General features: G+C 70.0%; 11 protein-coding genes. 2 read left to right on the top strand and 9 right to left on the bottom strand.

Going from position 1 to position 18,831, the window contains the following annotated elements; all coding sequences use genetic code 11:
* Positions 1-71: 71 nt before the first annotated feature.
* Complete coding sequence (treS, locus tag IE198_RS17395) at positions 72-1,808, bottom strand: maltose alpha-D-glucosyltransferase (protein WP_189887455.1); 1,737 nt, start codon at positions 1,806-1,808, stop codon at positions 72-74.
* The gene (locus IE198_RS17390) at positions 1,805-3,802 is read right to left on the bottom strand and encodes an alpha-1,4-glucan--maltose-1-phosphate maltosyltransferase (RefSeq protein WP_229834035.1); all 1,998 of its coding nucleotides are present in this window, start codon (positions 3,800-3,802) and stop codon (positions 1,805-1,807) included. Before IE198_RS17390 ends, treS begins: the two co-directional genes overlap by 4 nt.
* A 477-nt stretch (positions 3,803-4,279) precedes the next feature.
* On the opposite strand from IE198_RS17390, the gene glgP reads away from it, so the two are divergent.
* Positions 4,280-6,958, top strand: coding sequence for an alpha-glucan family phosphorylase (gene glgP / locus IE198_RS17385; RefSeq protein ID WP_189887453.1), 2,679 nt, complete (start codon positions 4,280-4,282; stop codon positions 6,956-6,958).
* Between the two features lie 93 nt (positions 6,959-7,051).
* Here glgP and IE198_RS17380 read toward each other — a convergent pair whose 3' ends face one another.
* Positions 7,052-7,723, bottom strand: a complete 672-nt coding sequence (locus IE198_RS17380; RefSeq protein ID WP_189887452.1) for a helix-turn-helix domain-containing protein — start codon at positions 7,721-7,723, stop codon at positions 7,052-7,054.
* Between the two features lie 278 nt (positions 7,724-8,001).
* On the opposite strand from IE198_RS17380, the gene IE198_RS17375 reads away from it, so the two are divergent.
* Positions 8,002-9,447, top strand: coding sequence for an NCS2 family permease (locus IE198_RS17375; RefSeq protein WP_189887450.1), 1,446 nt, complete (start codon positions 8,002-8,004; stop codon positions 9,445-9,447).
* Positions 9,448-9,893: 446 nt separating this feature from the next.
* Here IE198_RS17375 and IE198_RS17370 read toward each other — a convergent pair whose 3' ends face one another.
* The 6 genes from IE198_RS17370 to IE198_RS17345 all read right to left on the bottom strand — a co-directional run bounded on the left by IE198_RS17370 (position 9,894) and on the right by IE198_RS17345 (position 18,829).
* The gene (locus tag IE198_RS17370) at positions 9,894-10,631 is read right to left on the bottom strand and encodes a Clp protease N-terminal domain-containing protein (protein WP_189887448.1); all 738 of its coding nucleotides are present in this window, start codon (positions 10,629-10,631) and stop codon (positions 9,894-9,896) included.
* Positions 10,632-10,903: 272 nt separating this feature from the next.
* Entirely contained in the window at positions 10,904-13,204 is a 2,301-nt protein-coding gene (locus tag IE198_RS17365; protein ID WP_189887446.1) for an ABC transporter permease, read from the bottom strand.
* Positions 13,201-13,818, bottom strand: coding sequence for an ABC transporter ATP-binding protein (locus IE198_RS17360; RefSeq protein WP_229834034.1), 618 nt, complete (start codon positions 13,816-13,818; stop codon positions 13,201-13,203). Before IE198_RS17360 ends, IE198_RS17365 begins: the two co-directional genes overlap by 4 nt.
* Positions 13,819-13,946: 128 nt before the next feature.
* On the bottom strand, positions 13,947-14,357 hold the full coding sequence (locus IE198_RS17355; RefSeq protein ID WP_229834031.1) for a hypothetical protein: 411 nt from the start codon (positions 14,355-14,357) through the stop codon (positions 13,947-13,949).
* 264 nt (positions 14,358-14,621) lie between these two features.
* Positions 14,622-16,643, bottom strand: a complete 2,022-nt coding sequence (locus tag IE198_RS17350) for a M4 family metallopeptidase (RefSeq protein ID WP_189887444.1) — start codon at positions 16,641-16,643, stop codon at positions 14,622-14,624.
* 350 nt (positions 16,644-16,993) lie between these two features.
* A complete protein-coding gene (locus tag IE198_RS17345) occupies positions 16,994-18,829 on the bottom strand; it encodes an ABC transporter ATP-binding protein (RefSeq protein ID WP_189887628.1) in 1,836 nt (611 codons plus the stop codon).
* Positions 18,830-18,831 lie beyond the last annotated feature (2 nt).

Here is an 18,831-nt window from a genome sequence, read left to right as displayed (position 1 = left end):
GGGGCGGCGGAAACCGCCCCGCCGGAGTAGGGGGCGCCTTTCGGACCGGTTCGGTCCCCCTCGTGGACACGTCAGGATTTGTTCGCGACGGCTTTCGCGTCCTTGCGCAGACGGAACCAGTAGAAACCGTGGCCCGCAAGGGTCAGCAGATACGGCCATTGACCGATGGGCGGGAACCGCACGCCGCCGATGAGTTCCACCGGATGCCGTCCGGCGAACGTCCGCAGATCGAGCTCCGTCGGCTGCGCGAAGCGCGAGAAGTTGTGGACGCACAGCACCAGGTCGTCTCCTCCTTCCTCCTTGGAGGGGGCCTCCCTCAGGAAGGCGAGCACGGCCGGGTTGGACGACGGGAGTTCCGTGTAGGACCCGAGCCCGAAGGCCGGATTCTGCTTACGGATCTCGATCATCCGCCGGGTCCAGTGCAGCAGTGACGACGGCGACGACATCGACGCCTCGACGTTGGTGACCTGGTAGCCGTAGACCGGGTCCATGATGGTCGGCAGGTAGAGCCGCCCCGGGTCGCAGGAGGAGAAGCCCGCGTTGCGGTCGGGGGTCCACTGCATCGGGGTGCGCACGGCGTCCCGGTCGCCGAGCCAGATGTTGTCGCCCATCCCGATCTCGTCCCCGTAATAGAGGATCGGGGAGCCGGGCAGCGACAGCAGCAGCGCGGTGAACAACTCGATCTGGTTGCGGTCGTTGTCCAGCAGCGGGGCGAGCCGGCGGCGGATGCCGATGTTGGCGCGCATCCGCGGGTCCTTGGCGTACTCCGCGTACATGTAGTCGCGCTCTTCGTCGGTGACCATCTCGAGCGTGAGTTCGTCGTGGTTGCGCAGGAAGATGCCCCACTGGCAGTTCTTCGGGATGGACGGCGTCTTGGCCAGGATTTCGGAGACCGGGTAGCGGGACTCACGCCGCACCGCCATGAAGATCCGCGGCATCACCGGGAAGTGGAAGGCCATGTGGCACTCGTCGCCGCCGGCCCGGTAGTCGCCGAAGTAGTCGACGACGTCCTCCGGCCACTGGTTGGCCTCGGCCAGCAGCACGGTGTCCGGGTAGTGCGTGTCGATCTCCTTGCGGACCCGCTTGAGGAAGGCGTGGGTGCGCGGGAGGTTCTCGCAGTTGGTGCCCTCCTCCTGGTACAGATACGGCACGGCGTCCAGCCGGAAGCCGTCGATGCCCAGGTCCAGCCAGAACCGCAGCGCGGAGATGATCTCTTCCTGTACCGCGGGGTTCTCGTAGTTGAGGTCCGGCTGGTGGGAGAAGAACCGGTGCCAGTAGTACTGCTTGCGCACCGGGTCGAAGGTCCAGTTCGACGCTTCCGTGTCCACGAAGATGATCCGCGCGTCCTGGTACTGCTTGTCGTCGTCCGCCCAGACGTAGTAGTCGCCGTAGGGCCCGTCCGGGTCGGTCCGGGACTCCTGGAACCACGGGTGCTGGTCGCTGGTGTGGTTCATGACGAAGTCGATGATGACGCGCATGCCGCGCTGGTGGGCGGCGTCGACGAACTCCACGAAGTCGGCGAGGTCGCCGAACTCGGGCAGTACGGAGGTGTAGTCGGCGACGTCGTAACCCCCGTCCCGCAGGGGTGACTTGAAGAACGGCGGCAGCCACAGGCAGTCCACGCCCAGCCACTGCAGATAGTCCAGTTTGGCGGTGATGCCCTTCAGGTCGCCGACGCCGTCGCCGTTGCTGTCCTGGAAGGAGCGGACCAGGACCTCGTAGAAGACGGCCCGCTTGAACCAGTCGGGGTCGCGGTCGCGCGCGGGTGTGTCCTCGAACGTGTCGTGGACGGGCTCATTCACGATCATGATGTGGGTGACCCTCCGGTCTGCTGGGACGGTCGCAGGGTGAGGACGTGCGCGGGCGCGCTGCCCGGCTCGAGGCGCACATAGTTGGCCCTGCCCCAGTGATAGGTCTCGCCGGTGAGCTCGTCGCGCACCGGTACGGTCTCGTCCCCCTCGAGACCGAGTTGCGGCATGTCCAACGAGACCGTGGCCTCCTGGGTGTGGTGGGGATCGAGGTTGGCGACGACGAGGACGATGTCGGACCCGGAGCGTTTGGAGTAGGCGATCATCCGGTCGTTGTCGATGTGGTGGAAATGGATGTCGCGCAGCTGCTGGAGGGCGGGGTGCCGGCGCCTGATCCGGTTGAGCGTGGTGATCAGCGGCGAGATGGTACGGCCCTCACGCTCGGCCGCCTCCCAGTCGCGCGGCCGCAGTTGGTACTTCTCCGAGTGCCGGTACTCCTCGCTGCCGGGCCTGAGCGGGACGTTCTCGCAGAGCTCGTAGCCGGCGTAGAGGCCCCAGGAGGGGGACATGGTCGCGGCGAGCACCGCACGGACCTCGTAGGCGGGCCGGCCGCCTTCCTGGAGGTAGGCGTGCAGGATGTCGGGGGTGTTCACGAAGAAGTTGGGCCGCATGTAGGAGGCGGCGTCGCCGGAGAGCTCCGTGACGTACTCGGTGAGTTCGTGCTTGGTGTTGCGCCAGGTGAAGTAGGTGTACGACTGCTGGAAGCCGATGGCACCCAGGGTGTGCATCATCGCCGGCCTGGTGAACGCCTCCGCCAGGAAGATGACGTCGGGGTCGGAGCCGTTGATCTCCGCGATCACCTTCTCCCAGAAGACGACCGGTTTCGTGTGCGGGTTGTCGACGCGGAAGATCCGTACGCCGTGGTCCATCCAGAACCGCAGCACCCGCACGGTTTCGCGGACCAGGCCCTTCATGTCCTTGTCGAAGGCGATGGGATAGATGTCCTGGTACTTCTTCGGCGGGTTCTCCGCGTACGCGATGGTGCCGTCGGCCCGGTGGTGGAACCACTCGGGGTGCTCCTTGACCCAGGGATGGTCGGGGGAGCACTGCAGGGCGAAGTCGAGCGCCACCTCCATGCGCAGCGAACGGGCGGCCGTCACGAAGTGGTCGAAGTCGGCGAGCGTCCCGAGATCGGGGTGTACGGCGTCGTGCCCGCCGAAGGCGGAGCCGATCGCCCAGGGCACGCCGACGTCGTCGGGGCCGGCGGCGAGGGTGTTGTCCGGCCCCTTGCGGTGGGTGGTGCCGATGGGGTGGACCGGCGGCAGGTACACCACGTCGAAGCCCATGGCGGCGACGGCGGGCAGTCGCTCCGCGGCGGTGCGGAAGGTGCCGGAGACCGGCGGCTCGCCCTCCTTGACGACGGCGCCCTCCGAGCGGGGGAACAACTCGTACCAGGAGCCGTAGAGCGCCCGTCGCCGCTCGACCTGGAGGGGCAGCGGCTTCGAGGCGCTGAGCAGCTCGCGCAGCGGATGGCGGGAAAGGGCGGCGTGCGCGTCGGCGGCGAGCGCCGCGGCGAGCCGCGCCTCGGCGGGCCGTGCCGTGTCGCGCAGCGCGTCGACGGCGGCGAGCACGGCCTCCCGGCCGTCCTTCTTGGGGACCCCGGCCGCGGCACGCTCGTACAGCTCCGCGCCTTCGGCCAGCACCAGTTCGGTGTCGATCCCGGCAGGGATCTTGATGCCGGCGTGGTGGCGCCAGGTGGCGACGGGGTCGCTCCAGGCCTCGACGGTGTAGGTCCAGCGGCCTTCTGCGGCGGGGGTGACGTCCGCTCCCCACCGGTCGGAACCGGGGGCGAGTTCCCGCATGGGGATGAAGGGTCCGGGGCGGCCCTTCGGGTCGTGCAGCACGACATTGGCGGCGACGGCGTCATGGCCCTCGCGAAAGACCGTGGCGGTGACCTGGAAGGTCTCACCCGCCACGGCTTTGGCGGGCCTTCTGCCGCAGTCGACGAGTGGGCGTACGTCCAGGACGGGGATGCGACCGATGAGCGAGTTCACAACATCACCTGAGGGCTGTGCGGGCAGGTCGGATGGAGCGGAATGTCTCGTTTGTGCGGGCCAGGTCTCATTTGACTGGGTTTCATTTGTATCTGCTGAGTCGGTGACTGGCGGCCTGAGGGCATGTCCGCTCCTGTCCGCGTTCACTCGGGTGGACGGTAGGGAGGCCGATCGAGGGGTCTCGTGCCTGCATACCGGGTGAGCCTTCCCACACCCTTCGGGTGGGCAATCCGGTGATGTGTTAACTACTAGGACGTACGGGGTCGCACAAGACACACGAGCAGAGACCGGTCCGACACGAGGCCGGAACCGGTCTTTTCTGACGGCCGTTTACGCGCCGGGTGCCCCAACGCGCCCGGTGTACGTCCGTGCGCCGTGGTTACCGTCGGCGCGGACCGATACCGTCGGAAATGACGGAAAAGGACGCACCGTCGTGCGTCCCCTCGGATGCGTACCTCCCCTGCGAAGGTGGAACTTGTGAAGGCCATTCGTCGATTCACCGTCCGCCCCGTCCTCCCCGAACCGCTCGGGCCGCTCAGCGATCTCGCACGCAATCTGCGCTGGTCCTGGCACACCGAGACCCGAGAGCTCTTCCGATGCGTCGATCCCGAGGGGTGGCAGGCCGTCGGCGGCGACCCCGTGCGGCTCCTCGGGAACGTCTCCGCCACCCGTATGGCCGAACTGGCCAAGGACCGGCGGTTCCTCCGCCGGCTCACCGCTGCCGCCGACGACCTGGACGACTATCTGCACGGCCGCAGGTGGTACCAGTCCCACGGTGGTGACGGCGGCTCCGACGCCGCCGCGTTTCCCGCCGCCATCGCCTACTTCTCGCCCGAGTTCGGCGTCACCGCCGCCCTGCCGCAGTACTCCGGCGGACTCGGCATCCTCGCCGGCGACCACCTCAAGGCGGCCAGCGACCTCGGCGTACCGCTCATCGGCGTCGGCCTGCTCTACCGCCACGGCTACTTCCGCCAGTCGCTGTCCCGCGACGGCTGGCAGCAGGAGCACTACCCCGTGCTCGACCCGAACGAGCTGCCGGTGAGCCTGTTGCGCGAGGCGGACGGCGCCCCTGCCCGGGTGTCCCTCGCGCTGCCCGGCGGCCGTTCGCTGCACGCGCACATCTGGGTCGCCCAGGTCGGCCGGGTACCGCTGTTGATGCTCGACTCCGACATCGAGGAGAACGGCCCCGGCGCCCGCGACGTCACCGACCGGCTGTACGGCGGCGGCAGCGAGCACCGGTTGCTGCAGGAGATGCTGCTCGGCATCGGCGGCGTACGGGCGGTGCGCGCGTACTGCCGGCTCACCGGTCACCCCGCGCCCGAGGTGTTCCACACCAACGAGGGCCACGCCGGCTTCCTCGGTCTCGAACGCATCCGCGAACTGGGCGAGGCGTCCGAGCACGGAGGCAGCGGGCTCGGCTTCGACGCCGCGCTCGAGGCCGTACGGGCCGGGACCGTCTTCACCACCCACACCCCCGTGCCGGCCGGCATCGACCGCTTCGACCGCGACCTCGTCGCCCGCCACTTCGCCGAAGGCGCCGAACTGCCGGGTGTGCCCGTCGACAGGGTGCTCCAGCTCGGCATGGAGACCTACCCGGGCGGCGAGCCCGGCCTCTTCAACATGGCCGTGATGGGCCTGCGGCTCGCGCAGCGCGCCAACGGCGTCTCCGAGCTGCACGGCGCGGTCAGCCGCAGCATGTTCGCCGGACTCTGGCCGGGATTCGACGCCGCGGAGGTGCCCATCACCTCCGTCACCAACGGCGTGCACGCCCCGACCTGGGTGGCGCCCGAGGTGTTCCGTCTCGGCGCCCGGCAGATCGGCGCGGCCCGTGCGGAGGACGCGCTGACCGTGGGGGGCTCCGGACGCTGGGACTCCGTCGGCGACATCCCCGACGCCGACATCTGGGAGCTGCGCCGGTCGCTGCGCGAGCAACTGGTCCACGAAGTGCGGAGCCGGCTGCGCGCCTCCTGGCGCCAGCGCGGGGCGGGCTCGGCCGAACTCGGCTGGATCGACGGCGTACTGGACCCGGACGTGCTCACCATCGGGTTCGCCCGCCGGGTGCCCTCGTACAAGCGGCTCACGCTGATGCTGCGCGACCGGGAGAGGCTGACCGAGCTGCTGTTGCACCCCACCCAGCCGATCCAGATCGTCGTCGCCGGCAAGGCCCACCCGGCCGACGACGGCGGCAAGCGGCTGGTGCGGGAGCTGGTGCGGTTCGCCGACGACCCCAGGGTGCGCCACCGCATCGTCTTCCTGCCCGACTACGGCATGGCGATGGCGAAGAAGCTCTACCCGGGCTGCGACGTCTGGCTGAACAATCCCCTGCGCCCCCTGGAGGCGTGCGGCACCAGCGGTATGAAGGCCGCGCTGAACGGCTCCCTCAACCTGTCCGTCCTCGACGGCTGGTGGGACGAGTGGTACGAGCCGGACTTCGGCTGGGCGATCCCCACCGCCGACGGCGCGTCCACCGACGAGGACCGCCGCGACGAACTCGAGGCGGCGGCGCTGTACTCACTGATCGAGGAGCGGGTCGCCCCGCGCTTCTACGACCGGGGCAACGGCGGCCTGCCGGACCGCTGGATCGAGATGGTCCGCCGAACGCTCACCACGCTGGGCCCCAAGGTGCTCGCGGGCCGCATGGTGCGCGAGTACGTGGAGCGGCTCTACGCGCCGGCGGCACAGGCGCACCGGTCCATGGACGCTACCAGCGCCCAGGAACTCGCGGCCTGGAAGTCCCGGGTCCGCTCGGCGTGGCGGCAGGTGGCCGTCGACCATGTGGAAGCCGTCGACCAGGACGCGGCCGCCGGCGCGGCGGCCACGGCCGGTCTCGGTTCCACCCTCACGCTGCGCGTCCGGGCAGCGCTCGGTGAACTGCGGCCGGACGACGTCGAGGTGCAGGTGGTGGCGGGCCGCGTCGACTCCGACGACGCCATCCGAGACGCCCGTACCTTCCCGCTGAAGCCGGCCGGCGGGCCGGACCTCGAGGGACGCTGGGTGTACGAGGGGCCCTTGGCCCTGGACCGCACGGGGCCGTTCGGCTACACGGTCCGCATCCTGCCCTCGCACCGGCTGGTCCCGGTGGGCGCGGAACTGGGGCTGGTGGCAGTGCCGTCGGAGGCGACGGGCGAGGGGGCGGGCGGCGTCCTGCTGCGGTGACGGCGCCGACCGGCGTGCGCCCTCTGTCCGGAAACTTCCGGGCAGAGGGCGCTCTTCTTCATGGCCCGCTGGTCACGGGCCGGGCGCGTCAGGTCACGGGAGTCGCTCCCAGAAGGTGTCGACGATCTCGTCGAGGTAGCGCCGCCCGTCCTCGCCGGAGGCCGTGGTGCCGCCGGCTCGGCTGAGTGTGGCGGCCATGAGGGTCTGGTACTCCTGGTGCATGGCGCGCAGGGGGTCCTTCAAGTCGCGGCGTTCCATCGAGACGAGCGCGGCGATGGCGCGGATGTGGGCCTGCCAGCGGGTGGAGACGGCTTCGGTGAGGAGGCGGGCCAGTTCCTCCTGGAGCCCGGTGATGGCGATGAAGTCGCGCGGGGGCAGTTGGAGGACGCCGCCGAGTGCGACGGACTGCCGGCTGTCGCCGGTCCATCGGCCGGTCTCTTCCATGTAGTGGTAGGCGTCGATACCGAGGCCGGTGGCGCGGGCGACGTCCTCGAGGGGGAGCCCGCGGGCGAGCCGGTGCTCGCGCAAGGTGCGGGGGCGGCCCATGAGTTCGCGGGGGGCGCACCACAGGGCGCCTGCCAGGGCGGTGAGTTCGTCGGCGGTGGGAAGGGCCACGCCGCGTTCCCATGCGGCGATGTGGTCGGGGGTGATGTGGGTCATTCCGTAGGAGGCGCGCATGCCGTAGGCGACGTGGCCGTGGGCCATCCCGAGTTTCTCGCGCAGGGTGCGGGCAGCGCGCGCGTTGAAGGGCAGCGGTGGATGCACGGACAGAGAGTAAGTGGTTACTCCTGGCTACTCCACGGCAGTAGTCGTCTGCATCCCGTTTTGAGGGATAGGTCGCCGATGATTTCGTAGGAACCGACAGGGGTGGTTTCGGGCAGTCAACCAGCCTTGAAGATGGGGCAGTTGTGAACCACGCCACGACACGTATGATCCGCTCCCAGGGCGCCGCATGTGTGTTCGCACAACTGCCTTTTCGAGGGCTTCGGGCGGCACCGGCAGGCTTTCCCCTCCCAAAGTTGTAGGCCCCAGGAGACGCAGTCATGCAGACCAGCGCGACAAGCCCGGCCGGTGCGCCGCCCACCGGAGCGAGCGGCTCGCTCGACCGGTTCTTCCGCATCAGTGAACGTGGCTCGACATACGGCCGGGAGATACGCGGCGGGTTCGCCACGTTCTTCACCATGGCGTACATCCTCGTGCTCAACCCGATCATCCTCAGCAGCGCCAAGGACAAGTTCGGCGAGCAGCTGGACGCCGGTCAACTCGTCACCGCCACGGCGCTGGTGGCCGCGGTGATGACCGTCATCATGGGTGTGGGCGGCAACCTGCCGCTGGCCCTCGCCGCGGGCCTCGGCATCAACGCCGTCGTGGCCTTCCAGGTCGCCCCGCTGATGAGCTGGGACGACGCGATGGGCCTCATCGTGCTCGAAGGCCTGCTGATCTGCGCACTGGTGGTGACAGGCCTGCGTGAGGCCATCATGCACGCCATCCCGCAGCCACTCAAACAAGCCATCAGTGTCGGCATCGGCCTGTTCATCGCCTTCATCGGCTTCGTGGACGCCGGGTTCGTCACCCGCATCCCGGACGCCGCGAACACCACCGTGCCCGTACAGCTCGGCACCGGCACCCTCACCGGGTGGCCCATGCTCGTCTTCTGCCTCGGTGTGCTCGTGACGATCGTGCTCCTCGCCCGCAAGGTCAAGGGCGCCATCCTCATCAGCATCGTCCTGATGACCGTCGTCGCCGTCGTCGTCAACGAGGTCGCCGACATCAAGTCCTGGGGCCTGACCTCGCCCTCTCTGCCCGACAAGCCCCTTGCCGCCCCCGACTTCGGGCTCCTGGGCAACTTCGACCTCTTCGGCTCGTTCGGGCAGGTCAGCGTACTGACCGTCGTCCTGCTCGTCTTCACCCTCGTCCTGTCCGACTTCTTCGACACCATGGGCACCGTCGTAGGCGTCACCGCCGAAGCAGGGCTTCTCGACGAGCGGGGCCAGGTACCGGACCTGGGCCGCGTTCTACTCATCGACGGTGCCGCCGCCGTAGCCGGCGGCGCTTCCTCCGCGTCGTCGGCCACCACCTACATCGAATCCGCCGCCGGTGTCGGCGAAGGCGCTCGGACCGGCTTCGCCAACCTCATCACCGGTGGCCTGTTCGCTCTCGCCCTCTTCCTCGCCCCGCTCCTGACGATCGTGCCCCTCCAGGCCGCGTCGCCGGCGCTCGTCGCGGTCGGGTTCCTGATGATGACCCAGGTCAAGCACATCGACTGGGACCGCTACGACGTCGCCGTCCCCGCGTTCCTGACCATCGTCGTCATGCCGTTCACGTACTCCATCACCAACGGCATCGGCGCCGGCTTCATCGCCTACGTGGTCATCAAGGCGTGCCTGGGCAAGGCCCGCGAAGTCCACTGGCTGCTCTGGGCCACCGCGGCGCTCTTCCTCGTCTACTTCGCCATCGATCCGCTGGAGCAGCTCCTCGGCATCAAGTAGTCCCGTACGGACGCACCACCACGGTGGCCTCGGCCCTGCCCCGCCGAGGCCACCTCGCCGACAAGGGGCATCAGGTGAAGGTGAACAGGGCCGACCCGGCGGTGGCCGTACGGTGACCGTGATGGGGCCGAAGCCAACAGCGCTGCCGCAGGAGGGCGTGAACAGCTCCAGGCTCTGGCACCCGCTGAGGGCGAGCGCGATGACCGGCGAGAGCAACGGCCGGGCGCGGCACAGCAGTACGGCGACGCCGGCCAGTGGGACGCCGACATCGAGCCACCACCACGACCTGTTGTCGGCCGGATCGGACTTGGGCAGTACGGGCCGGCCGGGACCGCCCACAGGGCCAGGTCCGTGAGCCGGTCCCGCCTCCGTTCTGTGTGTATGCCCCCGCTTTACCAAAAGGTCCCCTGGTCAGGGCCCTGACGGAAAGTGGGGACATGGCCCGCTCACTGCTGCTGTGCGTCCAGGTAGGGCGCGAGCATCTCGGCGATGTGCCGCTCGGTGGTCTCCTTGGTCAGGCCGAGGCCGGAGAGTGGACCGGCGCCGTTCTCCGCCTCCAGGAGAGCCAGCAGGACGTGTTCCGTGCCGATGTAGTTGTGGCCGAGGCGCAGGGCCTCGCGGAAGGTGAGCTCGAGTGCCTTGCGTGCCCGCGCGTCGTAGGGGATGACCTCGGGCAGCTCCTCCGAGGGAGCCGGCAGCGCCGTGGTGGCGGAGCCGCGGACCATGTCGAGGGAGACGTTCTGGGCGGTGATGGCCCGGGCGGCGAGCCCCTCGGGCTCGGCGAGCAGGCCGAGCACGAGATGCTCGGGGCCCACCTGGGCGTTGCCGGCGGAGCGGGCCTCGTTCTGTGCGGCCATGGCCACGTTCCTGGCGCGCGGAGTGAAGCGCCCGAAGCCCTGGCTGGGGTCGAGGTCCAGCGGCTGGTCGGACTCCTTGGTGACGAAGCGCTTCTGGACGGCCTGCTTGGACACGCCCATGGACCGGCCGATGTCGGTCCAGGAAGCACCGGAACGCCGCGCCTGGTCCACGAAGTGGCCGATGAGGTGGTCGGCGATGTCGCCCAGGTGGTCGGCCGCGATGACGGCGTCGGAGAGCTGGTCGAGCGCGTCGGTGTGCGCCTTCTTGATGGCCTCGATCAGATCGTCGAGCCGGACGGGATGAGTCATGCGGACTGGATCTGCCATGTGACAACCATAGGTTGACGAATCAGCAATCGTCAACCATCGGTTGTCGCTCGTCCCTTACGTCCCGCCTCGCACGCCAGGATCGCCGGCTACGGGGCGCCGCCCCGCCGCAGCTCCTCCGCGACGACCTCGATTCCTTTGCCGGCGGAGAGCGTCGCCCGCACCCCGGCGCATTACGGTCTTGCTGCCGGCGGGCAGGACGCGTACGGGCGCGAGCTCGGGCAGGGGGATGTGCCGGCGGCCCCGATCATGCCGCCGGCCTGGACATCCCGTCAGTCACGGCGGATCAGTTCCGGGTTGATCCGACGGCCCACCAGGGGGAGGGTCGCCAGCGCCGCCACCGCCACCACGCCCGCCGCGGCCGCCCCGAGCACCGGCACGCCGGCCAGGTCCCACTGGACGTCGCCGCCCGCGGTGATCAGGTAGCAGGACTCGGCCAGCTTGCCCAGCACGAGGGCCAGGGCCAGGCCGATGCCGAGCGGCACCACCACCTGTACGCACTGGACGGTCCGCATGGTCCGGGCCCGCGCCCCCAGGAGCGTGACCGCCGTGACCTGGGGGCGGCGCTCCACCGCCCGGTCCGTGACGGAGACGACGAAGGCCGCCGCCCCGATGGCAAGGCCCATGATCATGCCCAGCGCCAGCAGGGTCTCGATCACGGAGATCTGCCGGAGCCCCTGGATGTTGATTCCGATCGGATCGATCTCCACGGTCGGGACGACGGCCCCGATGCCGTCGAGGACCGAGCGGACGGCGTCGGGGTCGGAGCCGCTGGTCAGTACGAGCCGGGCGGACTCGGGGCGTGCGCCGTCGCGAAGCATGGACGGCGGGACGAGCAGGGCCGCCGAACCGACCGCGGAGGGGTTGTGGGCACTGAACACGATCGTCTCGGACGGCAGGGTGATGTCCAGTTGCCGGCCCGTGGCCGTACCCGGACCCTCCATCCGGTAGGGGAACGTGGCGCCGGGCACGACACCCGGATCCTGGCTGGAGTTGGGGTCCGTGAGCCGCAGCACCTTCCCGTCCACGCAGCCCTCCGACCGCCGCACCAGGCGCTCCAGTTGATCGCACGTGGCGACGAGCGCGGTGGCCTGCGACACCATCGCTTCGCTGTCCGATTCGAGGTCCACCCATGATTCCATGGTCATCGCGGCGGCCCGCACCCCTGGGACATCGGCCACTTCGTGCCGCTGCCGTTCGCTGATCCCGGACAGGGGGAGCGCGTAGTCCTGGGTCGGCCCCGACGGGCGGGTGACCTGCTCCAGTTGGATCAGAACACCCTGGGCCAAGGACGCGGCGAAGACAAGTGTGACCAGACCGGTGACGACCCGCATGGTGCTGCCGGGCTCCACCTCGTTGCGCCGCATCGCGAGACCGAGCGTGAGGGACTTCGTCGACCGCGCGACCCGGCGCGCGACCGAGTACGAGATCAGCGGCAGCGTCATGACCAGGCCGACCCCGGTGAGGACCACCCCGGCCAGGACCAGCGGCGCGTTCAGGCCCAGGTTCGACGCGGGCCGGCCCGCGAGGTCGGTGGCGCAGTAGCCGGACACGATGCCGAGGCCGGTCACCAGCAGCAGTCCGCCCCACTTCGACGGGGGTTTCGGTACCGCGGTGCGCCGTACCGCCAACGGGGTGGCCGCGGCGTCGCGTCCGCCGGCCCGTCCGGTGAGCCAGGCCAGCGCCGGGCAGCCGATCAGACAGACGGCCGTCGTCGTCAGGGTCAGGGCACCGTCCTGCGGGTACCACCGCAGGCTGGGCAGACCGGTCCGGGACATGACCTGGTTGAGCAGCCAGTACTCGCCGAGTCCGAGGAGCGCGCCGATGAGCGCCGCGGTGACCGTTTCGGCCGCGTTCACCCGCCGGGTGCCCTTGGCGCTCAGTCCGAGCAGGCGCAGTGAGGCGAGGCGACGGGCCCGGCCCGCTGCCGAGAGCCTGGCGCACACCGAGAGGAAGATGACGAGCGGCAGCAGGACCAGAGTGCCCAGCGCGAACCGCAGGTTGGTGACGGTGGAGGGCTCGACGGCCGGGAAGGGCGCGTAGTCGTATCCGAAGCCCTCCAGCACTCTTCCTTCGTCACCGATCCGGTCCGGGGTGGTGCCGACGTAGGCGAACAGTTCGTCGGGGTGGGCGAGGCCGGCCGCACCGATGGTGCCCGCCACCCGGCCCGGCAGCCGCCCCTTGATGCCGGGCTGCTCCCGCAGCAGGTCGCGTACCCGCGGGGAGACGAACACCTCCCCGGGGCGGGGGAGTTCGCGCATTCCGGGCGGGGCCTGCGGCGTGGGCCGGCCGTTGTCCGTGCCCCGGGCGACGAACACACGTGTGAAGGGCTGCGCGCCGTACGGGTCGGAGCGCTGGAGGACGAGGGGCGCGGCCGACGCCCCGGCGGAGGACGTCCGCGGCTCGCGGGCGGCGGCACGGCCGTCGTGGGCGTCGAGGATCGAGGGGACGGTGAGGACCAGGGCGAGGCAGCAGACGCCGACGGACCCGCCCGCCGCCATCAGAAGGAAACGGATGCGGTTGCCGCGACCCGCCTTGAACAGCAGCCGCAGGCCGAGCAGGAACTCCCTCACTGTGCCCCCTCGGCACTGAGGCGGCCGTCGGACATCGTGTAGTGGGTGTCGGCCTGCGCCGCCACGGCGGGGTCGTGGGTCACCAGGACGACCGCGGTGCCCTGCGACCTGGCCAGTTCGAGGAACTCCTTGAGGACTGCGTCGGCGTTGGCGCTGTCCAGGGAGCCGGTCGGCTCGTCGGCGAACACGACCGCCGGGCGGTGGACCAGCGCGCGCGCGACGGCCACGCGCTGGCACTGGCCGCCGGACACCTGGGAGGGGCGCCGCTCGCGCAGTCCGCCGAGGCCGAGCCGTTCGAGAACCTCGCCCGCGGCCGTGAGGGCGGGCTTCTTGCGCATCCCCGCCAGGCGCAGCGGCAGCGCGGTGTTCTCCTCCACGGTCAGTTCGGGCAGCAACTCGCCGTACTGGAAGACGAATCCGAAGCGCTCACGGCGCAGCGCGCTGATCTCCTCGTCGTCGAGGTCGCCGAGGGGGCGGCCCTCGAACCGCACCTGTCCGCGTTCGGCGGGCAGCACGCCCGCCAGGCAGTAGAGCAGTGAGGACTTGCCGGAACCGCTCTGGCCGGTGATGACGGCCACCTCACCGCGGTCGACGGTGAGGCGGGCGCCGCGCACGGCCGGGTGGGTGCCGTAGGAGAGGTCGACCCCTTCGGCGGAAAGTATTGACGTGCTGATGGCTTCCCCCTAGAAGCGAGCGGGCCCAGGTGTGCACCCCTGGGCCCGGCGTCGTGCTGTGGTACTGCCTACTTCTTGTAGTGCTTGGTCGGTGAGCAGTTGTCGGGGTTGAACGAACCCTTGTCACGGCACACGCGGATGTAGGCGTCGTCGGTGTAGCGCTGCGGGGCGGCCCAGTTGAGCTTGTTCAGGAAGACGGACTTCTTCTGGGTCCCGTTGTAGCGGCTCCAGTCGTAGCCCTCGACCTTCACCTGCACGTAGACGTTGTGCCCGTCGCCGTGGTCGGTGTCCTTGAGGTTGCCCTTCCATTCGAACGCGCCGTGCTTCGTGCCCGCCGGGTGGAAGGTGTACTGGCCGCTGTTGAACTCCGCGCCCCCGGTCGAGAGCTTCGGAATCGTCTTCCACGACGCGGCGACCGCAGAGGTCGCTCCGGCGAGGAACAGGCCGGCGGTGAGGACGCCGATGGCCAACTTGCGCATTGGTTCTCCCGTTTCGTTGTGCATGCCCTGGTGGTCGTGTTGCTTTCAGGGCGGCAGTGAAGTTACCGGGAGGTAGCAACTGCATGATCAACTCATTGGGCGTCGTGCCCGTTCTGGAGGTTTATGGTCCCGGTTCTTTGCCTGTGCATGACCTCCTCTTGAGGTTCTCCTGATCCGGCCGACGTGGAAGGGCGCTGCCCGGGAGCCTCTTCGGCGTCCCGGGCAGCGCCCCGTATCGAGGTGGAGGCATCAGCCTCCGGAGCGTCAGAACGTGAGCTTGAAGCTGTTGATGTAGCCCGTGTCGTAGCGGGCCACGTCCTGGACGCGGAGCTTCCAGGTGCCGTTGGCGGTCTCGCTGGAGGCGTTGACGGTGTAGGTCTCCTTGACGTCGTTCGCCGAGTCGGAACCGCTGGAGTTCTTCAGGCGGTACGCGGTACCGTCGGGAGCCAGCAGGTCGATGACCAGGTCACCGCGCCAGGTGTGGACGATGTCGACGCCGACCCGGAGGGCGGACGGGGCGTTGCCGGTCCGGCCGGTGACGTTGACGGACGAGGCCACAGCGGCGCCCGCGTCCGGGATGGCCACGTCGGCCGTGTTCTCGAAGACCGTGCCGTCGCCACCGCCGCCGTCTCCGGGGCGGGAGCCGACGCTTACGCCCGCCCAGGCGTCGGTGACGGCCTTGACCTCGGCGCTGCTCGCTCCGTACAGCTCCGTCGCGACCGCGAGGGTGCCGGTGCGGGCGCCCGCGTAGTCGGTGCGGGAGCTGAACTTGGTGGTGAGCGCCTTGTACCAGATCAGCGCGGCCTTCTCGCGGCCGATGCCGGTCACCGGCAGGCCGTCGGAGGTCGGCGAGTCGTAGCTGACGCCGTTGACGGTCTTGGCGCCGCTGCCCTCGGAGAGCAGGTAGAACCAGTGGTTCGCCGGGCCCGAGGAGTAGTGCACGTCGACGTTGCCGATGCCCGAGTACCAGTAGTCCTTGGACGAGCCGTCCTTGCTGGGCTTGTCCATGTAACGCAGCGGGGTGCCGTTGCCGCGGATGTCGATCTTTTCACCGACGAGGTAGTCGCCCACGTCCTGGGCGTTGTTCGCGTGGAACTCGACGGCCGCGGCGAAGATGTCGCTGGTCGCCTCGTTGAGGCCGCCGGACTCGCCGCTGTAGACCAGGCCGGCGGTGTTGGAGGTGACGCCGTGCGTCATCTCGTGCGCGGCCACGTCGATGGAGGTGAGCGGCTTGCTGTTGTTCGCGCCGTCGCCGTACGTCATGCAGAAGCAGCTGTCCTGCCAGAACGCGTTGACGTAGGCGTTGCCGTAGTGGACCCGGGAGTACGCGCCGACGCCGTCGCCGCGGATGCCGCTGCGGCCGTGCACGTTCTTGTAGTAGTCCCAGGTGAGGGCCGCACCGTAATGCGCGTCGGCGCCCGCGGTCTCCAGGTTCGACGGTGAGCCGTTGCCCCAGATGTCGTCCGGGCCGGAGAAGAGGGTGCCGGTGCCCGACGTGCCGCGGTTGAGGTTGTACGTCTTGTGGTTGCCGCGGTTGGTGTCCGTGAGCGTGTACGACGGAGCCGTGCCGAGCGTGACCTGGCCGCTGTACTGGGTGTTGCCCGTGCCGTTGTGGACCGCCTGCCACTCGTAGAGCTTCTCGCCGGTGGTGGCGTCGGTCACGACGTGCAGCTCGTTCGGCGTGCCGTCATGCTGGAGGCCGCCGACCACGGTCTCGTAGGCGAGAGTGGGAGTGCCCGTGCCCATCCAGACGACCTTGCGGGGCGCCCGCTCGGCCTCCGTCTCCTTCGAGCCCTCGGCCTTGGCGGCGCCGAGGGCCTGCTTCTCCGCCGTGGCCGGCGCGACGTCGGCGCGGGTGTCGACGTATCTCAACGTGGCGCGGGACGCCTTGGTGACCGCCTCGGTCGTACCCGTCGCGGTTTCGGCGACCACGAGGTCGCCGCCGAGGACCGGCAGGCCGTCGTAGGTGCGCTCGTAGCGCGTGTGCGTGGTGCCGTCGCGGTCCTGGGTGACGTCCCGGACGACGAGCTTCTCCTTGGCGGTCAGGCCGAGTTCCTTCGCGGTGGCGGCCGTCGTGGCGGACGCCTCGCGTATCAGCTCCGCGCGCTGGGAGGGGGACAGGCTCCTGGGCAGGGCGCCGGGGTCGGCCTTGCCTGCCTTCGCCGCGGCGGGGGCCGCCGGCTGGGCGGCTGCGGAGGTTCCGGTCTGGAAGCCGACGGCGAGCATGGCGGCAGCGGCAACGAGAGCTCCGGTCGCGGTGGCGCGCCGGCGATGCGTGGGTCTCACGCGGACTCCTTCTGCGAGGGGGGTACCGGTCGGCTGGGTGGGTCGACCGGGCAGAGCATGCGGAGCGGTGGTGCGTGGATCGGGGGAAGAGTGGCAGCCATGAACGTGGTCTGTCAGGAGCGCGACAAGAAGTTGGCCGGAATTCGTCCGTTGCCCGATAGGTCATGTTCGTTAACCGGACGTTTCGCGGATCGTTGCCCGGGCCGGGCCGGGGATTCGCCCGGGCCCGACGAGAAAAGCCGGCAGCCGTTCACGCGGAGGTCTGCATCTGTGAACGAGGGGTTGGGCGGGGAGGACGTACCGGCCCGGACGGCCTCCCCGGGTGTGGCTCATTTGGAACCGCACCCGGCTCAGCCCACCACGCTCTCCCGCCACGCCCGGTGCAGACCGGCGAAACGGCCCCCGCCGCCGATGAGTTCGTCCGGCGGGCCGTCCTCGACGATCCGGCCGTGCTCCATCACCAGCACCCGGTCCGCGATCTCGACCGTCGACAGCCGGTGCGCGATCACCACCGCCGTACGGCCCTGCAGCACCGTGTCCATCGCCCGCTGCACCGCACGCTCGCCGGGGATGTCCAGCGAGCTCGTCGCCTCGTCGAGGATCAGTACTGCGGGGTCGGCGAGCAGCGCCCTGGCGAACGCCACCAACTGCCGTTGACCCGCCGAGATGCGACCGCCGCGCTTGCGCACGTCGGTGTCGTAGCCCTCCGGCAGTGACACGATGAAGTCGTGCGCGCCGATCGCCTTCGCGGCCTGTTCGACGTCCGCGCGGGAGGCCTCCGGCCGGCCGATCGCGATGTTCTCCGCGACCGTCCCGGAGAACAGGAACGCCTCCTGGGTCACCATCACCACGCCGCGCCGCAGCTCGGGCACGGCCAGGTCGCGCAGGTCGGTGCCGTCGAGCAGTACCCGGCCCTCGGTCGGGTCGTAGAAGCGGGCCAGCAGCTTGGCGAGCGTCGACTTGCCGGCGCCGGTCGAGCCTACGACCGCGACGGTCTGCCCGGCGGGGATCGTCAGATCGAAGCGGGGCAGCACCTCCCCGCCGGTACGGTAGGCGAACCGGACCTGCTCGAACACGACCTCGCGGCCCGGCCTGCCGGACTCGCGCACCGGCAGCTCACGGGGCTCGCGCGACTCGGGAACCGTCGGCACCTGCGCCAGCAGTCCCGCGATCTTCTCCAGCGAGGCGGCCGCCGACTGGTAGGAGTTCAGGAACATCCCGAGCCGGTCGATCGGATCGTACAGCCGCCGCAGGTACAGCACCGACGCTGCGAGCACACCCAGCGCCAGCGTGCCCTCCGCGACGCGGTACGCGCCCCAGAGCACCATCGCCGCGACGGCCGTGTTGGCGACCAGCCGCGAGCCGACGACATAGCGGGCCATCTCCAGCAGCGCGTCACCGTTGCGGCGCTGGTGGCGGTGGTTGAGCACATGGAAGTCGGCGTCGTTGGCCCGCTCCCGGCGGAAGGCCCGCACCGGGCGGATGCCGTTCATGGTCTCGGCGAACTTGACGATGACCGCTGCGATCGCTGTGGAGCGGGCCATGAAGACCGCCTTGACGCGGCGCTGGTACAGGCGTACGAGGAGGTAGAGCGGCACGAACGACAGGACGGCCATGCCGCCGATGCCCAGGTCGAGCCAGAGCAGCACGGCCGAGATGTACGCGAAGGCGAGCACGACGCCGATCAGCTCCTGAAGCCCCTCGCTCAGCAGCTCGCGCAGCGACTCGACGTCGGTCGTCGAGCGGGAGATCAGCCGGCCGGACGTGTACCGCTCGTGGAAGTCGACGCTGAGCGCCTGCGCGTGGCGGAAGATCCGGCCGCGCAGATCGAGCAGCACGTCCTGGTTGACCCGGGCGGAGGCGCGGATGAAGGCGTACTGGAGCGCTCCCGCGGCCCCCGCGCACAGGGCGTAGCCCGAGCCGACGGCGATCAGTGGCCCGTAGTCGTGCGCGCGGAACGCCGGGACGCCGCGATCGATCGCGTACGCGACGAGCAGCGGACCCGACTGCACCGCCGCCTGCTGGAGCAGCAGCAGTACGGCGGCGAGCACGACACGGACGCGGCGGGGCGCCAGCAGCGACCGCAACAGCGCCCCCGTCGCGCCCGGGGGCGCGGGCAGCGCGTCCTTGTCGAAGGCGTCGTCGGCCGCATCGCCCGGCGGGCTTGCGGCATCGGGCCCGTCCAGCG

Origin of the sequence: Streptomyces xantholiticus (assembly GCF_014651015.1) — a bacterium.
Taxonomy (GTDB): domain Bacteria; phylum Actinomycetota; class Actinomycetes; order Streptomycetales; family Streptomycetaceae; genus Streptomyces; species Streptomyces xantholiticus.
The sequence above is the reverse complement of the archived record's forward strand: the minus strand, read 5'-3'. Positions and strand labels throughout refer to the sequence as shown.